This window comes from Myxococcales bacterium, from assembly GCA_012517325.1.
Lineage (GTDB): Bacteria > Lernaellota > Lernaellaia > Lernaellales > Lernaellaceae > JAAYVF01.
The window spans coordinates 64,109-82,652 of record JAAYVF010000027.1 but is presented as its reverse complement, the minus strand read 5'-3'; the positions used below and the strand labels follow the sequence as shown (position 1 = coordinate 82,652).

Below are 18,544 nucleotides of genomic sequence, written 5' to 3'. Positions count from 1 at the left end.
GAGGCGCGCCGCAGCCTTTTAAGCACCTCGAAGCCGTCGATGTCCGGCAGCATGACGTCGAGGATCACGGCCCGGAAATCGCCTTCCAGGGCGAGCCGCAAGCCTTCCTCGCCGGTGAACGCCGCCGTCACCTCGTAACCCATCGAGTCCAGGTACTCCTGCACCAGCCGGCAGAGCCGGCGGTCGTCATCGATGATCAGGAGCCTGGTTTTATCCATTGATTCCTCCGGGTTGCGCCTACCGCAACGCTCAGGTTTCAGAGTAATGGAGGATACGGATTGCGCAATCAGATTTACACAATCTTTACATTTTTCCGGGCTGGATGAAATCATACTTTTACACACCGGATTCAAATTGTCGGCGAGGGAAAGAATTGACTCGCAACGAAAGGAAAGAAAAAATGAATCGCAAATTGATCGGCATTCTCCTGGTGGCGGTAACGGTGTTCGCCTTGACCGGCCTGGCGCTGGCGCAAGGCGGCCGCGGCGGACGGGGCGGTTGTCCGATGGGCGGTTGCCCGATGGGCGGCATGCAGGGATTCGGCGGCCCGATGATGATGCCGCCGTTCTGGACCGATCCGGAAATCGCCCAGAAGATGGGCTTGAACGACGGCCAGAAAAAAGCGCTCGACGACCTGAGCTACGACTTCCGGCAAAAGATGATCGCCGCGCACGCGGAAATCGAAAACGCGCGCCTGGCGCTGGACCGGGCCTTCGCGGACGGCTCGGCAGATCAGGCCGTGAACGCCGCCGCCAAGCGGCTGTCGGATGCGCAGGACAAGATGTTCCAGCTCCATACCGACAACCAACTCAAGCTGCGGAAAATCCTGACCGCGGATCAATGGAAGATCCTGCAGACGCTGCATCCGCAACGCGGCTTCGGGCCGGGACCGGGACATGGCCGCGGGCCGGGGCGCGGCGGCGATAGCGACGATTAAACATCAGAAAAATAGCGAAAGCGCCGCGCCGCTCCGTCATTGGTCCGACGGAGTGGCGCGGCGCGTTTGTTACGGACCAAGCCGATCGGCCGGTTTCAGTCGCCTTCCACCCACTGCGCCGGAAAGGGATGAGCGGCGTAGATCCAGCAATCGGCATAATCGAAATCGGCCGTCCAGACCGCTTGACCCTCGTCGTTGACTTCGTAAAGCCGGTTTGCCTGGCCGGCGGAAATGAGGGTGTTGCCGTTCTCCAGCCGATGCACGGAACCGGTAAAAGGCGAGTACGGCGTGAGAAATTCCCAAACAGTCGTCACCCGGTGCGTTTCCTCGTCGATTTTCAATTCAAGCGCCCGCGAGTTATAGGTCGTGGGACCGTCGTTGTCGAAGAGCAGGATATGGCCGTCGGGCAGCGGTTGGGCGTCATGCTGGGCGCGGAACCAGGTATGGTCGGCCGCTGCCGGACCCGACCATTGAAAATCGAGCCCTTCGCCCAGTTGCCAGAGGATTTTTCCGGAGCCGCGTTCGACCTTGATCACCCGGCTCAGGTTTCGCATCGAAACGATGAAGGCCGCGCCGTCGTCCGTCGGATAGACGGAATTGGCGTGGGTCCAATCGACGGTATTAACCCCCCAAACGTTTTCCATGCAGAATTCGCCGGGCACGTCCAGCGGAATTTCGTCGGGATGATCGGCAACCGACCACCGCCAGACTTCATTGCCGTTTTGGTCGATTTCGGCCACGCCGTCGGTGATCACGTTGTCGGAAGGAGACTCCAGCGAACAATCCCACCCGGATTGCGGGCGGTTGAAGAGGATCAAACCCCAACTCAGGTCGTCGGCCAGGAAGGATTGGTGGTGCAGCGGAACGTAAAGCGGAGAATTCAATTGCGTGGCGAACGCTTCCTCGTTTCCTTCCCGGTCGATTAAAAGCAGCGTGTTCCGGTTCGTGATGACCAGGCGGTCGTCGGCGACGGACGAGAGCAGATTGGTGATGCTGATGACGGGATACGGCATCTGTATCGGGTGAAAGAAGCGAATCCGGCCTTCCCGATCCAGGATTTCCAAAGCCGCGTAACCATCATGGTAAGGCAAGGTGATCGCCACCCAGGTGTCGCTCGTCGCCTGGCGCGTCACCTTGACATTCGTCGGCCGAAGCACGGCTTCGGGCAAGGATGGAACGTTGAACCGACCGCGGGCCAACACGGTGTCCGGATCGGTGGGTGAAAAGAATTCGTACCAGTAAGTCGTCTTCTCGGCCAGACCAAAAAACCAGAAGGAGTGACTCGTGCCGGAATTTGAAACCGCCGGCGAACTCAGACCTTCGCCCGGCAATTCGTCGCTGACCACTCGGCCCGAAATTTCGCAATCGTTATCGGTAGCCACCAGCATCCGCCGCGCCAGCGGGTTTCCCTCGGGGATCGCCTGAATCGAAACGTTCTTGACGCGGCAATAGTTTGAGTGGTCGTTCCCCGGGTCATCGTCGTCATCCGCGCCGTTCCCGGAGTCGCCGGCATTCACCTCGTTCTGGTGATCGTCGGCATTGCCACCGGTCGCGGCGCCGCGGACAAGATCGGCATTTGAGCCACTCACCTCGCAACCGAAAAAAGCAAAACAGAGGAGCAACAGACTGAACAGGAGAAGAAAATCGAGCAGGCGGAAGAAGAAAATTTTTCTCATTGGGCGATTTCTCCATCGCCCTCCCCAAAAACGTTTAAATATATGACAACGATCAGAATAAAGTCAATAAACGACGGATAAATGCCGAAAAAAAATATCGAAAAAGGCCTAAAAAAAGGGCTTTACTCCTATCTATGCCATTGTTGGGCAATCCGGCGAATTAGGCCGCGGCGGCTTTGTTCTTGCTCCGCTCGCGCAGGTATTCGATCACCGCAGGCATGACCGAAATCAAGACGATGGTCACCAGCACCAATTCGAAGTGTTTTTGCACGAACGGCAAGCCGCCGAAAAAACGGCCGCCGGTCAAGCAGATGGTCACCCAGGCCACGCCGCCGATCACGTTGAAGGAGGCGAAACGGACGTAGGTCATCTTGCCGATGCCGGCGACGAACGGCGCGAAGGTGCGCACGATCGGCACGAACCGCGCCAGGATGATCGTCTTGCCGCCGTATTTCTCGTAAAACGACTGCGCCTGCAGCAAATGCTTTTTATTGAGCCAGAAGGAATCCTCGCGGGTGAACACCTTCGGGCCGATTCGGAAACCGGCCGCGAAATTGACCGCGTCGCCCAACACCGCCGCCGCCGAAAGCAACAGAATCAAGTAAAGCAGTTTCAACTCGGCCGGCTGTTCCAGCGTGCCGATCGTGAAGGTACCCGCCGCAAAAAGCAGCGAATCGCCCGGCAGAAACGGCGTCACGACCAAACCGGTTTCGCAGAATAGGATGACGAACAGAATCAGATAGACCCACGCGTGATAAAGATCCACCCAATGCTGAAGGGTTCCCTTCAGGTCGCGGAACAGGTCCAGAAACAAATTCAGGTATTCCATTCAATTTCCTTCGGTCGTCGGGATTGCCCTGCCGCGCCGGACCGTTATCGATGATCGGCGCCAGGCAAGTTCGATAAGATAGCGTTGCCAGTCGCGTGGAGCAATAGGGCTTACCGGATTATCGCCGCTCACCTTGGCGGTGAATCGACGGCCGGCGGGGCGGCTTTTTTCTTTTTTTCCCGGCCCAGCATCCACGGCGCCCAGCGGTTGATCGCGTAGATCATCGGCACCATCAGCAACGACGCGCCGACCATGAAATAAAAGGCCCAGCCGGTGGAATAGATTTTTTCCTTGACCATCATCCCGAAAACGAGGTGGTTGAACGTCATGAACAGCGACATGGCGGGAACCTGTACGCCGATGACGATCAACGAATGGCGGCCGAAATAATTGCACAGGGCGGGAATCGCGCCCAGGATTTTGTAAACGACGCGGCCCGGCGCGGTGCGCGCCGACTCCGGCGGTACGTGGAGCTTGGCGAGCAGTTGCGAAAACAACATGAAGGCGAGCACGCCGCTGAGCGCCCCGGCATGGTAGTAAAACAGGTTGCCCAGCCAATTGAACGAAGGATGCGCGTCGGGGTTGAGCCAGATGAAAAAGAAGCTGACGCCCAACAGCGCCAGGGCGATGAGCAGTTTGATCGGCCACGGCCAATGCCAACCTTCGCCATACCGCTGCCGGAAGATGTACCCCAGGCCGTAATAAACCGCGATCATCATCGCGGTATCGACGTTCCAGGGGAAAGGCAGGTGCGTCCGGCCGATCAAATACCCCAGCAGGGACAGGACGATCAGCCAGGTCAGCAGTTTCCGCTCGGTTTTGCACTTCCGGAACACGGAAGTGAAAATCCAGTCGACCATGAAAATTCCGGGCAGGAACCACAACGGCAGGTTGTACCACATGAACTTGGAATTGCCGTACAACGCCGGCAACAGAAACAACAGGAACAAGGCCAACGGCCCGGGCTTGGCCTGATGGCCGGGCGCGAGGGCCGCCTTGGGCATGTCCACCGAGCCGATCGCGTCCGGCATGGCCGCGCCGTCCCCCGAACCGACCAGCGAACTGATGCCGCCGAATAAAACCACCCAGAACACGAAGGTCAGGACGGTGAACCAGAAATAGGGAACGATCAGAATGCGAAAGCGTTTTTTCAGGTAAACGCCGGAGGTGGAAACATTTTTGGCGTTGAACAGAAAACCGGCGGCAAAAATAAACAAGGCCAGCATGATCGACTGCAAGTAGCTGAGCAAAAACGGATGGGGTTTCAGGTGTCCGAACAGAACCAGCAGCACGCCGAGGCCGCGCAGGGTTTCCATCCATTCGAAATATTGTTTCGGCGCGGTCAACTTCGTGCCGTCGCCGGTGCCCAAGTCTTTTGTCTCAATTGTTTGCATGGCCGACCTTGACTCGATTTTTTCTACTTCAATCCGTTATTTGGGCGCGGATTGCAAGGGCCGGGGGCGAAAGGCTTGTTTTTGTCCGAACGGCCGGTAAAGTAGAAAAGAAACCGGCTCCGCGCAAAGGATGCAACCATGAAAAAATTATTTCCGCTTTGGTTTTTGCTAGTTTCGGCCGTCTTGCTGGCCGCCGCCTGCGGTTCGTCCGGCGACGACGATGACAGCGGCGATGACGATTTGTCGCCGGTCGACGACGATGCCTCCGCCGATGACGACGACGACAACGACAACGACGACAACGACGACAACGACAACGACAACGACAACGACGACAACGATGACGACACTCCCGATCCGCTTTGCGCGGAACGGATCGCGCAATCCTTCGAATGCCTCTGGGTTCTCCCCGGAGCGGAAAATCCTCTGACGGAGGAGGAAGCGGTCGCCGATTGCCAGTCGCCGGCCATTTACACCGCCGTGGAATGGGACTGCCTGCTCGATTGCATGGGCCAGTTGGCCGACGATTGCAGCAACGCGGTCGAGGATTACGTGTGCATCCCCTTGTGCATCTTCCACGACGGCGAGGTTCCCGATCCCGACACCTGTGAACCCGCCTTCCCGGATTTCCGCGTCTGCGCGCACCGCGGTTCGCAGATGTTCGCGCCGGAAAACACGATTCCCGCCTTCGAATACGCGATCGGTTTCGGCGCGAACATCGTCGAGGTCGACGTGCGCAGCACCGCCGACGGCTACCTGGTTCTCATGCACGACGACACGGTGGACCGGACGACCAACGGCACCGGCCTGGTGGAAGAGATGACGCTGGAGGAAATCGAGGAACTGCTGATCGACGGCAGCGAGTTCGGCGACCTGTATCCCGATCTGCACGTGCCCACTTTCGCCGAAGCGCTGGCCACCATGAAGGGCCACGCCTGGGTCGACATCGACGTCAAAACCGACGATCTGCAGCAGATCGTCGACGAGGTGAACGACGCCGACATGCACGACGAGGTCATGGCCTTCTGTTCCGGCTTCACCGAGGTCGACGGGTTCCTGGCGATCGACCCGACCTTCCCCGTCATGCCGCGCGCCAGCACGCCCGAGGAAGTGCAAACCATCGTCGACACCTACGATCCGCCGTTTGTCGAAATCGACAACGGATGCAGCGACCCGACCAGCATCGCCCTGATTCACGGCGACGGCGCCGCCGCCTTCATCGACACCCTGGGCAACGAGGACGTCCGGGCGCTCTTCGGCGATTTGACCGGGTGGTACGATCTGATGGTGAGCGGCATCGACATTATTCAGACCGACATGACCCACATGCTCGTGCCGTTCGTCGCGACGCTCTGCGCGAATTGAACGGCGACCGGAGCCACCGCCCCGGCCGACCCTCTCCGGTTACGTATTGTAACGCGCCAGCAGCCAGTTACTGAGCGGCACGAAGGCCTGTTCCTGGGCGTAGCGGCTGATGTAGAGATCGGCATGCGCCATCGGAATTGAATTGGTGCCGGCGACGTGGGTGTCCTTGACCGCCGATGAAGCCAGGTCCAAGGCCGTCAGCGCGGTCGCCAGCGGCACGATGCCGTCGGCGTTGGTCGTCAGGCAAAGCAACGGATTGGTCACCTGGCGAAACGCTTCGCTGATGTTGACGCCGTCGATCGTCAAATCGCGGTCGCGGATCCATTCGGCGATTTCGCGGTTGAGTCGCGGATTGGGGTCCTCGACGGTTTGCACGAGCTTGCCGCTTTGCGACAGATCGACGATTTCCGGGTGCAGGTAGAGGTGCAGCAACTTCGGAATGCGCGCGGCGATCGGCAGTCCGAGGCGGCACAACTGGCGCGTGTAAAACAGCCGCAACTTGCCGATCAGCGCCGGCGAGGAAAACGCCACGCGCAAGGCCGGATGAATTTCCACCCAGCGCAACGGCGCCCCGAGGCCGACGATGCTGGCCAGCGGATTGCGCCGGTGCAGCGCGGCGTAGGCGTAAACGTAGGTGCCGCCGAGGCTGCAACCGATCACGTCGATCCGTTTGCGCCGCGACCGCGTCTTGGCGCGGACGATCTCGAACACCGCCGGCAGATCCTCGCGGACGATTTCGCGGAAGCCGTAATCGCGCGGGCCGCCGCGCTGGGTCGTCCCCTCCTGCGAGCGCAGGTTCATCGTCCAGACCTCGAAGCCGGCCCCGGTCAGGTATTCCACCATGGACAACCCGTTGGGATGGTAGCCGAGAATGAACGAATTCATCCCGTAGCCGGGCACGATCGCCAGCGGACGCAACCGGGCGTTGAAGGTGCCGGGATCGCGGCTGCGTTTGAGGTACAGTTGCCACCCGTCGCCGGTTTCCGGATAAAAAAGATTCGTTTCCAAGCCCGTCTCCCATTACTCCGCGTCGACGGCGGTATCGGCCGTCAACTGTAAAAGCAGTTCGTCCAGGCGGTAGCCGGCGGTGTCGGCCGCTTGAAGAGCACCGGCGGCGATCGCCGCCGGTTCCTGCCGCGGATCGACGAGCCGCGCCGCCCGGGCCAGCGTCGCGATCAGCAATTCGAAGCGTTCCCGGCTGAAATAGCGCACGCCTTCGTAGGTGTTGTAGCGAAGAAACTCGGCCGCCGCAGGATCGATCAGCAATTTCTGCCAGGCCAAGGCGCGCACCGCGTCGCCCGGCACCGCGTCGCCCGGCGCCGCCTCGCCGGCCAGCAGCGCCTCGTGCGCCGTCACCAGCTTGACCAACAGAACGCCGGCCCGCGCCCGCGCCGGATTCGCCGACAGATCCTGAAACGCCCAATAGATCGCCTTGTCCAGAAACCATTCATCGAGGCGACGCCGAGCCAGGTCGGCCGGTTGGAGATCGGCTTCGGCGCTCCAGAGGCCCAACCGGCGGACCAACAGCCAGACATACAAAACCGGCGCGGCAGCCGGATCCTCGGCCGACACCGCGATTCCGTCGGCCGGTTTCGCGGCGGCGGCCGGTTGGGTCGCGGGTCGCGCTTCGACCAGGAGCCGCAAGGTCCGTTCGATTTCCGCGCGGCCGGGCGCCCGTTCGGCCGCGACGTGCAGAAAGTCGGCCGCGGCGCGCAGGAACCGCTCGGCCGCCTCCGCCAGGCGCGCGGCGGCTTCGGCATCGCCGTCGAGCCAGACGCGCAGTTGGTCGGCGCGCAGGGCGGCGTGGAACGGCAGCAACAGCGGGTCGAGCAGCATTTCGCGGTAGGCCGCTTCCAGATCGGGCACACCCGCGCCGCGCAACCGCTCGTGCAAGCGGCCCCACGAACCGTCGTAATCGCGAATTTCCCGCCAATCGAGGAAGGCCAGATATTGATAGCCCGGCAGCGAGGCGAACCAGCCCCGTTCGGCGATCTCCTTCGCCGCGCGCAGATAGCGCAGGCCGGATTTGCTTTCGCGGACGGCGTAAAAGACATCGGCGTCGGTGCGCAACGCCAGCGCTTCGGCCAGCGGGCGCGTCACCAGTTCCTTGCTGTCGCCGGCGCCGACGTTGATCGGCGTCGAGGTATGCACCCAGCCGGCGGTGGTGCCGTAGGCGTTGTTGTAAAGAATCAGGGCACGCTCCTCGCCGTACCGGTTGGAATAGGCGAAAACGTTTTCGTCGATCCAGCCGCCCGGCGTATGGCAATCGTACAGGGCGAAATTTTCGGCGCCGCTGAACAGCCGGCGGCGGCGCAACAGCGGAAAGATTTCCTGTTCGTGGCGGCGGATCAGCCCATCGTCGGGCTGCTCGTCCCAATAAGCGCGGCGGTATTCCATGCCGTACTTCTCGGTGAAGCCTTCGACCTGGCCGTGGCCGATCATCGGCAGGCCGGGCATGGTGACCATCATCATCGCCACGCCGAAATACTTATCGTCGCGGCCGAACTGCGCGACCGCGGTGTCCTCGTCGGGGTTGTTCATGAAGTTGACGAAGCGCTTGAGCACCTCCGGACTGAATTCCAGCACGTTCTTCACCGACTGCCGGTACTTGGCGTTTTCCTCCAGTTTCAACATGTTCATGAACGCGCTGTTGTAAACGCGGTGCATGCCCAGCGTGCGGACGAAATAGCCCTCCATCAGCCAGAACGCCTCGGCCAGCAACAGCGTATCGGGCACTTCCGCCGTGACGCGGTCGACGACCTCGCGCCAGAATTCCTTGGGAAACGCCGCGTCGAACTGTTCCTTGGTCAGCCCGAAATCGGCCCGCGAGGGAATCGCGCCGCCTTCGCCCGGCGGCGGAAACCACAGCCGCTGATAATGGCGTTTGGCCAGGGTCATCGCCGCGTCGAAGCGGATGATCGGAAACTTGCGCGCCACGTGCAGCACCGTCTGAATCACCGCCTCGCGCACCGCCGGCAGCAGAAAATTGAGCTGGGCCGTATCGTTCCACGGCATGTTCGTGCCATCGTTGCCGTGATAGATGTAACGGGTTTCGCCCGTCCGGCCGTCGACCCGTTTGAAAACCACCGCCGCGTCGCGCCGGTCCCAGTAACCGTTTTCAAGGTAGAGCTGCAACCGTCCGTCTTCCGACAGGTTCGGACCGGTGAACTGGTAGACCGGAAACGGCGGAAAGGAGGTCTGGACGAACCAGTCGGGATGCTCGATCACCCATTGGGAAAACAAGCCGGTGTGATTGGGCACCATGTCGCTGGCCAGGCGGATGCCGCGCCGGCCGGCGCGTTCGCGCAGGTTCTGATACGCGGCCTCGCCGCCCAAGTCGTCGGCGATCGCGTAATCGAAGAGCGAATAGGCCGAGGAAACCGCCTCTGGATTGCCCATGATCTGCTTGATTTTTTGCGAGGCCGGCGACCGCTGCCACAAGCCGATCAGCCACAGGCCGGTCAAACCCCAGCGGGCCAGTTTGTCGAGTTCCTCGTCGGGGATGTCGCTCAGCAGGCGGATCGGCCGCCCGTACGTTTTCGTGAGCTGATCGAGCCAGACGTACACCGACTTGGCGAGCAGCACGACGTTGGACATCCAATCGGCGTCCTGGCTGAAGGCCTCGACTTCCGGGTAGCCCGGATCGGCGGCGATCAGGCTTTCCTGTTCGAACCGCAGCACCTGTGGCTGTCCCGGACCGAAATCGCGCAGGCGTTTTTCCTCCTCGAGGATGTCGGTCATCACCGCCAGCCGCCGCTGCAGGCCGAGCGGCAGCAATTTCGCCCAGTGCTGCTTGACGTATTCGAGCTGGCCCTCGAGCGAATCCGGGCTGGCGAGCATCGGGGCGCGCAAGGCCTGAAAAAGCGTCTGGCCGAGTTCGGCGAGCGGCGGCTGCCGGTCGAAATACCGTTCCAGGCTTTCGATGAAGGGCTGGTAGGGCGCGGCCTGCCGCAACTCGGCGTCGTCGAACAACTCGCGGAACGGCCGAAACGCCGGGTTGGCCGTCGCCAGCGACAAGAGAATCATCTCGCCGCTGACGACCTCGCGATTCGCCGCGGTCTTGCCGACCGCCAATTGGGACGCGCTTTGCAGAAATTCCGGCGCCGCCGCCTCGCCGGTCGCGACCGGCTTGGGCGGAAAGAGCGTCACGAAGGTCGGCGGCGGCTGTTCCACCGTTTTCGGGCCGCGTTCCCGGGCCGTCCAATCCAGCGCCGCCGGCAAAACGCCGAGGCGCTCTTCGTAGCAATAATACTCGACCAGGTACCGCAGGATGTCGTTGAGCACTCCGGCGGTCAGCAGTTGTCCCGCCTGCACCGGCGAATGCGCCAGCGAGGAACGATGGTGTTTTTCGTTCAAGCGCATCGCGAGCAGCCGGATGCTGTAAACGTCGACCGGCGCACCGATGGCCTCGGCGGCCTGCCGGAGCGAGGCGATGTCGTACCACTCCCACGCCTTTCGCGACACCTGAAAGCCGAACGGAAAATATTGGCGCAACGATTGTTCGATGTCCCATTCCGCGGACATGCGTCATCCTTTGGTTCGCGCGCGCGGCGCGGCGGTTAATGAAAGACTTCTCGAATCATAACGATTTCTTCGGCCGGCACAACACGCCGCAGGACAATTAGCGGTCGCGCAGATCGATGACCCGGCGCGAAATGCGGAATTTCTTGATATGCAACCGATGGTCGAAATCGGTGTAGGTGACCAGGCAGCGGCTGCGGCCGTCGCAGGCCAGCGATTCCCGATCGACCCGAAAGACGATCGGTTCGGTTTCGGGCCGGATGGTGAACCCGTGCCCCTCCAGGATCCGGCCGGTCGGCGAGACGCGCGCGGCGCGCATTTCCTTTTTTTCCGGCACGATGAACGGCGACGGCGGAAAAGGTTTGCTCGCGCTATCCGAGAACGGTTGCACCTCCCACCAGGCGATCAGGTAATTGGTGCCGTCGAAGGCGACGTCGGCCAGGGTTTTGAAGATCGAGCCGCCGGCGATCGACAGACTGTCCAATTCGGTGACGCGGCCGTCGACGCCGACTTTCGCGCCTTGTAGGCTGATGCCTTTCACGCCGTTTTCGGTCGATTCCCAGCCGTTTTCCCAGATGACCAGAAACCCCTTGGCGTCGGCCGCCAGCAAGGCATTCCGGCCGTGGCCCAATTTTTTCGCGAGTTGAATCGCCGGCACGTCGAGAACCGTTCCCGTCGTATCGACTCGCGCGGCGTAAAGGCCTTCCGTCTCGGCCGATCCGCTCCAGCGTTCCCAAACCACGAGAAAAACCCCGGCGGTATGGGCCACGTGCGGCGACATCGCGTTTTTGCCCTCGAAAACGATGATCTGCCGTTCGTCGAACGTGCCGGCGCGCGGATCGAGCCGCCGGGCGATGATTTGGTTGCCGCCTTGCCGCCAGACCAGCAGGCCGCCGTGGTCGCCGAACGCCAGATCGGGCAGGTCTTTCCGGATTCGCGAGCCGTCGAGGATCCGGCCACCCGGCTCGAGTACTCGCCCGTGCGGATCGACGCGGGCGCCGTAGATCACTCCGGGGTCGTCGGCGAGGTTTTCACGCGGGTATTCGATCCAGGCAAGATAATACTGTTCGCCGTCGAAAATCGGCCGCGCCATGGCGAAATAGCTCGGCCGGGCCGCTACCCGGAATCCGCCGGCATCCAGGTTTTGCCCGTCCGGTTTCAGGCGAGCCGCCCGGATTTCATTGATCGTCGTCGACCGCCGCGGCATCTCCTGCCAGACCGCCAGGTATTGTTCGGAGCCGTAAACCACTTGCGAATTCGTCTGCGAACCGTTTTCGCCTTCGGAATGGAGAAATTCGCCCTCGGATACGAACGGCTCGGTCATCCCGACCAGCGGCCAGGCCGGCGTCAGCAGCAGCAACATCAGGATGGCGATCGCGAAGCCGTGCTTGGGTTGCATCCGCCCTCTCGCTCACTGATCCGAACAAGCCAGTCGTTCGGGTCCGAGATCCCAGGTTTTGATCAAGGTGTCCATTGCCGGCCGAACGCCGCAGACCGCGGCCGCTTTCGCCGGCGCCGCAGCCCAATCGTCGACGTATTCGACGTGAAAAACCGCCTTGCCGGCGGCCAGCCAGTCGTCGTAGAGGCCGCATTCGTCATACGCGACGCATTCCTCGTTCAACGCCCAATCGAACCAATCCCGCAGGTTCTCCAGTTGGCACAAATCGTTTTTCAGCCCGACCGACAACCCGCGCTGATGCGCCTCGTCGGCCAGCCATCGGTTGTAGGCCAGTTGCGCTTCCGCCGTCAGACCCAGACCGTTGTCGTTGGCAAACCCGTCGACGTTGTCCGGCTCTACGCCGTCGCACTCCTTCTCGACCGCCAGGTCGAGCCGCTCGCCCATGATCCGGCGCACCTCTTGGTTGTTGATGTCGAGCCATCGCTCGTCGGGCCAGCCTTCCAGCGGGTTGCCCAACGCGGCCGCCGGGAACTCGCCGGCGTCGTCGCGCCATTCCTCCCAACTGCCCGCCGAAAAGTAGCAGATCACCACCCGCCCGGCGGCGTGCAAGGCATCGATCGTCGCCGCCGGCGCTTCGACCAGATCGATGTCGTACATCGTGACGTCATACGACGAATCGATCGCGCCGGTCAGTTGCCATTGCCAGGCCGTGCCGGGCGACGGCTCCCAGTCCTCGCCGTGCGGCGCCGGTTCGCCGGGATTCGCATCGTCGGGATTGCCGCACTCGTCGCCGGTGTCGTCGCCGCCGGTATCGTTGTCGTCATCGTCGCCGGAATCTTGATCGCAGCCGTGAAGCGGCGCCAGAACCAATGCGGAGAGCAGGATCGTCCACAAGCAGAGGCGGCGACTCATTTTCTCGGGGTCCCCCTGGAAGACGCTCGAAACCACTCCAAGTTTAACAGTAAAACCGGCCCATAACCAAGAGTAAAAATCCCATCCGGCGCTTTACCGCTTTAAAAAACACCGCTTTATTCGATTTTAATCCCGGTTATTTGTCGCAAATTCCAATTGACCCCCCCGGCTTGGCCCGATAAACTTACTAGGTCATTGGGGAGGTTCCGATAGAGTTTGCTTTTCGTGGGAACAGGCCCTCGAAAGGTCGGGTTTCGGCTGTCGAACGATCCGATCAACAGCAAGCGACCATGAACGGTTGCGCTAAAAACTTTTTGCCGGAATATCCGCATGACTTTGAATGACCTATCCGTAAAGAAAAAATTCTCCTGGCTGAGTTTCGAAGCCGTTCTTCTTTTCGGAATTTGCGTCTGCGCCTGCCTTCCCGGGCTGATTGAAGTGCTGGCCAACGGTTATCTGGACCAGGGACTGACCAACGCCGGTTTTCGTATTTTCACGGCCCGCTACTTTCATTATTTCGAACGGCTGTTGATCACCGGCCATCTTTTTTTCCTGCTCATTTTCATCAGCTACCTGCATTACCGGAAATTGGCGAAGAGCATCGTCTTCGCCACCGGCGGACTCGCTTTTGTTTTTCTGATTCCCTACCTTGCCTTCATCGTTTTCATCCGGGCGACGATGGATACCCAAATCGCCGAAGGCCTGGAACTGGCCAAATGTCCCGCCGTGCTGCGCGGGCAGGGCGACTTGTTCATCCGCAGCATGATCGCCAAAGCGGTCGACCCGGTCATCTGGCACCCGTTCGGGATCGGTTCCTACCTCGGGCTGAATTTGAAAGAAGTGGTGATCGTTTACGGCGTCCTCGCCGCGGTTTACGTCATGCTTTTCGAGATCGCCACCCGAATCCGGCGCCGTCTGTGGAAGCAGGATCCGTCGAACTTGTCGTCCTCACCGTCTCCCTTGCCTATCGTTTCGGCCCGTTTTCGCGGCCTGTTGCTGATTCTCGCGCTGCCGTTGCTGCTCGGCATCGCCGCCCGGGCGGAAAAACCCGCGGGGAACTATCCGAACATTTTACTGATCAGCATCGATACCTTGCGCGCGGATCACCTGGGTTGTTACGGGTATCGCCGGCCGACTACCCCCGAAATCGACGCGTTCGCGAAAGAAGGCGCGTTGTTCGAACGAGCCATCAGCCAGTCCAGTTGGACTCTTCCCTCCCATGCCACCATGCTCACCGGGCTTTATACGATCGAACACCAGTGCAACCTGGCCCAAGGGATGGTTCTCGCCTCGCGTTTCACGACCTTGGCCGAGACGTTGCTGCAACAAGGGTATCGCACCGCGGCTTTCGTCAACAACGAATTCGTCAGCCAGGCCTACGGCCTCAATCAGGGGTTCGAACGCTTCGAATACCGCGAGGACATTGTCGCCGATCAAAACGTCGACCGGGTGCTGGAATATCTGCAAAATCGGCCGGCCGGTCCGTTCTTTCTGTTCCTGCACCTGAACGACCCGCACGAACCCTATACCCCGCCAAAAACGTTTCGGGAACTGTTCGTCAAACCCGGAGAAGCCGACCAATTCGACGGGACCGTCGATCCCGATATCGTGATGACGCCCGACAAAAAGAATTTCGATCCCTGGGCGATGGACGTGCTGTCCCGCTTGTACGACGCCGAGATCCGTTTCGTCGACAGCCAGTTAGGCCGCCTTTTCGCCACTCTGAAATCGCTCGGGTTGGCCGAGAAAACGATCGTCGTCGTGACTTCCGATCATGGCGAAGCGTTCGGCGAAAACGAGGAAATCACCCACGGCGGCAATCTGTACAATCAATTGGTGCACGTGCCCCTGATCATCCGCTATCCTCGCGCCATTCCACCCAATACCCGAATCGACCGCACGGTCGAGGCGAACCGCGCCCTCTCGTTCACGCTGCTGGACCTGGCGGACATCACCGGGGAAGAAAAACAGGAATCCAGCCTGGTGCCGCTGATTCTCTCGCCGGAATCGAATTCCGTCGGCGGGTTTGCCTTTTCGGTGACCTTTCAAAGCATCTTCCCGAAGTGGAGCGTACAGGACGACAACGGCAAGATCATCGCCACCATGGTCGAAGGCAAGCTGTCGCTGGAAAATTCCGTCCTCTTCGATCTGAGCACCGATTGGAAGAATTCCCATCCGGTCGATTCAATTGCCGGCATCGATAAACAAATCTATTTCAAGTACCTCAATCAATACCTGAAACTGGGTGAAAAACCCTTCAAAATGAAGGGGTTCGAGCCTCGTTTGACGCCGCAGGAAAAAGAGAAACTGCGGTCGTTGGGCTATCTGCATTAATCCGGCCGGTTCAGAAGAAATCGGTTACGAAGCGATGCGGACCTGATTGCGGCCTTTTTGCTTGGCTTGATAGAGCAGGCGATCGGCCAGTTGCACCAGCTCGTCCGGCGTCGAATGGGCGTCGGGCACGCCGCCGGCCACGCCGATGCTGACGGTCACCACCGCCGCCGCGCTCGAGTGGCGGTGTTCGATGCCCAGCGCCTCGATCCGCGCCCGGATCGTCTCCGCCAGGTGCCCCCCGCCCGATTGCGGGGTGTCGCTCAAGACGACGATGAATTCCTCGCCGCCGTAGCGCGCCACCAGATCCGCCGGGCGCGCCACGGTGGCCCGCAGGGTATCGGCCACCCGCTGCAGGCAGTCGTCGCCGGCCTGGTGGCCGTAGTTGTCGTTGAAGGCCTTGAAGCAATCCACGTCGATCATCAGCACCGCCAACGGCTGCTTCTGCCGCAGGGCGTTTTTCCATTCGCGTTCGTACATGATCTGGAAGTGGCGCTTGTTGAGCAGGTTGGTCAGACCGTCGAGGTTGGCCAATTCCTCGAGCTTCCGGTTGGCTTCCAGCAGCCGGAGGTTGGCTTGCCGCAATTCGGTCGTGCGCTGGCGGACCAGCGTTTCCAGTTGTTGCTGGCGTTGCCGCCACTGGACCGTGCGCAGCCGATAGGCCGAATACGCGACCAGCAGGCCGGCAGCCGCCGCCAGGAATTTGAACCAGAACCGCCGCCACCACGGCGGTTCGATGCGGAAGGGGAAAACGCCGATCTTCGCGCTCGGACGGCCGGCGGCGGAGATGGCGCGCACACGAAGCTGGTAGGACCCGGCCGGCAAATTGGCGTAAACCCGCTCGCAGGATTTTTGCGGCATGGTCCAACTGTCCTCGTAGCCTTCGAGATAGCTTTGAAACTGGGTCAGATCCTCGGCGAAATAGGTCGGCGAGAGAAAGGTGAACGTAATCGTGTTGTCGGCGTGGGAAACCCGGTCGCCGGGGTGGACGCGCCGGCGCTGGCGGTCGCGCACCTGATCGATGACGATCGCCGGTTCGTCGACCGTTCGGACCAGCGTATGCAGATCCAGGCTGCTGAAGCCGTTGGTAAAACCGATCCAAAGCCGGCTCCGGCCGTCGAAGAACAGCCCGTTTTCCGCCGTCGTCATCTGGCCGCCCAGGCCGTACAGCTTGCCGACGGCCCGCGACAAGGCGCCGTCGTGGAAGCGGTAGACGTTATACGAGTCGGCGATCCAAACTTCCCCGTCCTCGCCTTCGGCCAGCGCGGCGATATAGGAATCCTCCAGTTGATCGTTGATCCGGGTCAGCGGCCGGACCTTGCCGTCGGCGTAGAGAAACAAGCCGAGATCCGTGCCGATCCAGACGCCCTCCGGCCGGGCCAGGACGGCGCGGCAGACCAGCGTCGGCAATCCGCTTTCCTTGCCGATGACGCTCAGCTTGCCGTCGCGCCAGCGGACCAGCCCGCCGCCGTCGGTGCCGAACCACAGCGTGCCGTCGGCGCTTTCACTGATCGCGCGGACCTCGTTGATCGGCAGGCCGTCGGGGATTTGATAAATCCGCACGTCGCGCGGCCGCCGTTGCGCTTCGTCCCAGGCGAACGATGCCAGGCCGTCCAGGGTCGTCGCCCAGATGCGCCCGGTCCGGTCGCGGTGCAGATCGTAGAGGTGCGCCTTGCCGAGCAGCGGCAGGTCGGCGTACCGCTCGGCGCGGCCGTTTTCCAACCGTACCAAGCCGGTTTCCGTGCCCGCCAACAACGAGCCGTCGCCCAGCGCCAGCAGCGACCAGACGCTTTCCTGATTGTAGACCGCGCGCGGTTCCTGTCCTTCCGCCAGGTAGGAAACGCCGCCGGCGTGGCCGATCCAGATGCCGCCCGCCGGAGCCGCGGCGAAGGAAAAAATGAAATTGCCGGCCTGGGTTCGATCCAGCCGGTAAGTCAGCAGGGAGAAATTGGTCAGCTTGATGAGCCCGTTTTCGGAGGCGAGCCAAAGCAGGCCATCGCGGTCGACCATGCCGCCGTTGAGGTCGTTGGTCGGAAATCCGTTTTCCAGCCAGAAATGCCGCGCCGGCTTGTCCCGCTCCATCAGGTAGATGCCGTTCGAATGGGTCAGCAGCACCAGCGCGTCGCGGTAGGGCAGAAAATCGATCGGCCGGGCCTCGGGCGGAAAATCCCACGGCGTCTCGCGCCGGAAATCGCGGCCGTCGTAGCGGTACAGACCGTCGCCGCGCAACAGATAGAAACCGTCCTTGGTCAATCGCAAAGCGACGTTTTCCTCGCCGTCGGCCGCCGCTTGATCGAGCCGCTGCCATTCGCCGTCGATCCAGGCCGCTGCGTGCCGGTTGGTCATCACCCAAGGCACGCCGTTCGGATCGAAAGCGAAGGAACGGATTTTTTCTTGATCCAGTTCGGGCACGACCGCCACGGTTTCCGGTTGCCAGTTGTGGACACGGACCAACTGGCGCTGGCAGACGAGCCACAAATCCTCGCCGTGCCGGGCCGCGAGCGGCGTCCCCTCCCGGCAGGACGCGGGCAAGGAAGCCGGCACGGGCTGCAACGCCTCCGCCGGATCGTCGAGCACCTGCGGATTGACCGTGATCATGCCGTCCTGGGTGATCGCCCAGATCAGGCCTTCGGCGTCCTCGATCACCTGGCGGACCGAGTCGTGCGGCAAGCCGGTGGCCTTGGTGAAGTTGATGAACTTCCGCCCGTCGTAGCGCCCAAGCCCGTAGGACGTGCCGACCCAGAGAAAACCGCGGCTGTCTTGATACACTGTAAATACCTGTGGGTATTTTAGGCCGTCCTCAATGGAATAAACGCGCAAGGCGGGCACCTGCGCGCCGGCGCTTGCCGGGCAGAGAAAGAGCGCCAGGACGATCCAGATCCAGGCCGATCGTTTCCAGCTAAAGGGCCGGATGGTGACGAATTTTCCGATCAATAACACTCTTTCTAGGCATCGCCGGATTTTGCGTCAGTATCGGCAATCTCCGGTGGAAAAAAAAGGGCCAAAATTCACGACGGCCTTTCGGCCGTTCAGAAACGAGGTCTTTCGGCCTGTTTCAATGGAAAAAGCATAGTATCTATGCTGCAATAAACTAAAATATTTTTACCCGGATGTGCGGTCATCATTCTAATTTGAAAAACGATCGATGCTTCATCCGTTTGGTCCTCGGCTCATAACTTT

11 protein-coding genes and 1 pseudogene are annotated in these 18,544 nt (G+C 61.1%); 3 read left to right on the top strand and 9 right to left on the bottom strand.

Going from position 1 to position 18,544, the window contains the following annotated elements; genetic code table 11:
• A partial coding sequence (locus GX444_05965; GenBank protein NLH48134.1) for a response regulator occupies positions 1-218 on the bottom strand: 218 nt, incomplete at its 3' end.
• A 182-nt stretch (positions 219-400) separates the two neighbouring features.
• On the opposite strand from GX444_05965, the gene GX444_05960 reads away from it, so the two are divergent.
• Positions 401-937, top strand: coding sequence for a periplasmic heavy metal sensor (locus tag GX444_05960; GenBank protein ID NLH48133.1), 537 nt, complete (start codon positions 401-403; stop codon positions 935-937).
• Positions 938-1,032: 95 nt separating this feature from the next.
• On the opposite strand, the gene GX444_05955 is transcribed toward GX444_05960, so the two are convergent.
• The 3 genes from GX444_05955 to GX444_05945 form a co-directional block, all read right to left on the bottom strand.
• A complete protein-coding gene (locus GX444_05955; protein NLH48132.1) occupies positions 1,033-2,613 on the bottom strand; it encodes a hypothetical protein in 1,581 nt (526 codons plus the stop codon).
• A gap of 160 nt (positions 2,614-2,773) precedes the next feature.
• Positions 2,774-3,442, bottom strand: a complete 669-nt coding sequence (locus GX444_05950) for a DedA family protein (protein ID NLH48131.1) — start codon at positions 3,440-3,442, stop codon at positions 2,774-2,776.
• A gap of 128 nt (positions 3,443-3,570) precedes the next feature.
• Positions 3,571-4,836 (bottom strand): acyltransferase family protein, encoded by a 1,266-nt coding sequence (locus tag GX444_05945; GenBank protein ID NLH48130.1) that lies wholly within the window; start codon positions 4,834-4,836, stop codon positions 3,571-3,573.
• Between the two features lie 268 nt (positions 4,837-5,104).
• Here GX444_05945 and GX444_05940 point away from each other — a divergent pair.
• A pseudogene (locus GX444_05940) lies at positions 5,105-5,191 on the top strand (oligopeptide transporter substrate-binding protein).
• A gap of 1,049 nt (positions 5,192-6,240) precedes the next feature.
• On the opposite strand, the gene GX444_05935 reads toward GX444_05940, so the two are convergent.
• From GX444_05935 to GX444_05920, 4 genes are all read right to left on the bottom strand, one after another.
• Complete coding sequence (locus GX444_05935; GenBank protein ID NLH48129.1) at positions 6,241-7,209, bottom strand: alpha/beta fold hydrolase; 969 nt, start codon at positions 7,207-7,209, stop codon at positions 6,241-6,243.
• Between the two features lie 12 nt (positions 7,210-7,221).
• On the bottom strand, positions 7,222-10,725 hold the full coding sequence (locus GX444_05930) for an alpha-amylase (GenBank protein ID NLH48128.1): 3,504 nt from the start codon (positions 10,723-10,725) through the stop codon (positions 7,222-7,224).
• A gap of 97 nt (positions 10,726-10,822) precedes the next feature.
• Complete coding sequence (locus tag GX444_05925) at positions 10,823-12,121, bottom strand: hypothetical protein (protein NLH48127.1); 1,299 nt, start codon at positions 12,119-12,121, stop codon at positions 10,823-10,825.
• A gap of 12 nt (positions 12,122-12,133) precedes the next feature.
• Entirely contained in the window at positions 12,134-13,033 is a 900-nt protein-coding gene (locus tag GX444_05920) for an endo alpha-1,4 polygalactosaminidase (GenBank protein ID NLH48126.1), read from the bottom strand.
• Positions 13,034-13,363: 330 nt separating this feature from the next.
• Here GX444_05920 and GX444_05915 point away from each other — a divergent pair, with 330 nt between their 5' ends.
• A complete protein-coding gene (locus tag GX444_05915; protein NLH48125.1) occupies positions 13,364-15,367 on the top strand; it encodes a sulfatase-like hydrolase/transferase in 2,004 nt (667 codons plus the stop codon).
• A 24-nt stretch (positions 15,368-15,391) separates the two neighbouring features.
• Here the strand turns inward: GX444_05915 and GX444_05910 are convergent, their stop codons facing one another.
• A complete protein-coding gene (locus GX444_05910; protein ID NLH48124.1) occupies positions 15,392-18,298 on the bottom strand; it encodes a diguanylate cyclase in 2,907 nt (968 codons plus the stop codon).
• Between the last annotated feature and the right edge of the window lie 246 nt (positions 18,299-18,544).